The following is a 2,086-nucleotide window of genomic DNA, read 5'->3' on the forward strand; positions in this document are numbered from 1 at the left end:
TGTTAAATTGCACCCAAATTTGACCCAGGTTTTGCATCTAAAATTGACCCACCTGGAAGGCCAGATTATGGCCTAGTTGGTTTTTCTCTTACCAGCTTTTTTCTCCTCTCGTTGATGTGTTTTTGATTCTTTGAACCGGTAGCTGTCGTTACCTGTTTCGATGATATGGCAGTGGTGCGTGAGCCGGTCGAGTAACGCTGTGGTCATCTTTGGATCACCAAATACACTAGACCACTCAGAGAAACTGAGATTGGTGGTGATGGCAATGCTGGTCTTCTCGTACAACTTGCTGATTAAGTGGAACAGTAAAGCCCCGCCGGATTGACTGAACGGCAGATAACCCAGCTCATCCAGTATCACCAAGTCGGTGTGCAGCAGCCTGTTGGCGATGCGCCCTTGTTTGCCTGCGAGCTTTTCCTGCTCCAGTTGATTCACTAGATCCACGGTGGAGAGGAAACGCACACGGTAGCGGTGGTGCTGGATGGCCTGTACAGCGATGGCGGTGGCCAGATGGGTTTTGCCCGTGCCGGGACCACCAACAAAGACAACATTCTGAGTATCCGCCATAAACTCACAGCGATGCAGTGAGCGGATAAGCGCCTCGTTGACCTGGCTTTGCGCAAAGTCAAAGCCGGTAATGTCCCGATAGGCCGGGAAGCGAGCTAGTTTCATTTGGTAGCTGATGGAGCGCACTTCACGTTCAGCCACTTCGGCCTTCAGCAGGGTTTCCAGTATCGGTATCGCTTTCTGATAGATGGGTGAAGCCTGCTCGGATAGAGTGCCGATGGTGTCCGCCATACCGTGCAGCTTCAGTGACTTCATGGTGGCAATCAATGCATCTGTGTTCATGCCTCACCCTCCCGCAGCCGGTCATAGCGCTGTGTGTCAGCCAGCGGCTCTGTGACCAGCTTGAGTGCCGGGGGCGTTGATAGGGGATCCGGCTTTGGCTGGTCGTTCAGGCGGCCCAGGCAATTGAGTACGTGCTGCTTGCTTGGACGCTCTGACTCCAAAGCCAGGGCCACAGCTTGTTCCACCAGCTGTTCATCGTGCAGCAGCACCAATGCCAATATATCCGCCATCTCCCGGTCACCACCGGGTTGTTTGAGCAGCTTCGCTTGCAGCTGCTTAAAGCTCTTGGGCAGTTTGTTAAAGGGAGCGCCATTACGTAGTGCGCCCGGCTTGCGTTGCACTACAGACAGGTAATGTCGCCAGTCGTAAATAGTTTTACCGGCAACACTGTGGTCACGGGTAAATACTCGAGTATGGGTGGCAACGACAACGGCCTCTGCCACGATTACTAATCGATCTGCGTAGACCCGCAAGCTGATCGTCCGGTTGGCAAAGCTTGCCGGAACGCTGTATCGGTTGTGCTCAAAGGTAATCAGGCAGGTCGAGGTCACTCGTTTGTTGTGCTCCACAAAGCCATCAAAAGCCGCTGGGGGCTCCATTAAGTGTGATCGCTCCGCCTGCCAGTAATCCGCAAGGCTTTGGCGCTTGTCCTCCGGGTGAGGCAGTTCATGCCATAGCTCGGCACAGCGCTGTTTGAGCCAATGATTTACGTCAGCCAGAGTATCGAACCGTGGGGCACCCTCCCAAAGACGATGGCGAGCATCTCGCACACCTTTCTCTACTTGGCCCTTCTCCCAGCCAGCGGCGGGATTGCAAAAGTGTGTATCGAACAAGTAGTGACTGGCCATGGCTTGGAAGCGCTTGTTGACTGTACGCGCCTTGCCCCGGCCTACCTTGTCTACAGCGGTCTTCATGTTGTCGTAGATGCCCCGCTCAGGCACACCGCCAAATGCCTGGAAGGCGTGGTAGTGGGCGTCAAACAACATCTCGTGGGTTTGTAGCAAATACGCCCGCTGGAAGAAGGCGCGGCTGTGAGACAGCTTGAAGTGGGCAATTTGTAACTTGGTGCTGACACCGCCAATCACCACAAAGTCTTCACTCCAGTCGAACTGGAAGGCTTCTCCCGGCGCAAAGCTCAACGGTACAAACGCCTTGCTTGCTGTTCGTTTGGCGTCTTGTTGCTCTTGTCGCCATTGGCGAGCAAAGGCGGCTACCCTGTCGTAGGAGCCGGTGTAAC

The 2,086-nt window shown here is 54.5% G+C and carries 2 protein-coding genes; both read right to left on the minus strand.

Features of this window, described 5'->3' with window-relative positions; genetic code table 11:
* Positions 1-72: 72 nt before the first annotated feature.
* On the minus strand, positions 73-849 hold the full coding sequence (gene istB / locus ACVBEJ_RS14510) for an IS21-like element helper ATPase IstB (protein ID WP_447130351.1): 777 nt from the start codon (positions 847-849) through the stop codon (positions 73-75).
* On the minus strand, positions 846-2,086 hold a 1,241-nt coding region (gene istA / locus ACVBEJ_RS14515), incomplete at its 5' end, for an IS21 family transposase (RefSeq protein ID WP_447130352.1). The genes istA and istB, both read right to left, overlap by 4 nt.

The organism is Porticoccus sp. GXU_MW_L64 (assembly GCF_052983295.1).

Bases quoted from the DNA above. Each gene is read 5' to 3' on its own strand.
- istB (WP_447130351.1), bottom strand. From the start codon at position 849: ATGAACACAGATGCATTGATTGCCACCATGAAGTCACTGAAGCTGCAC.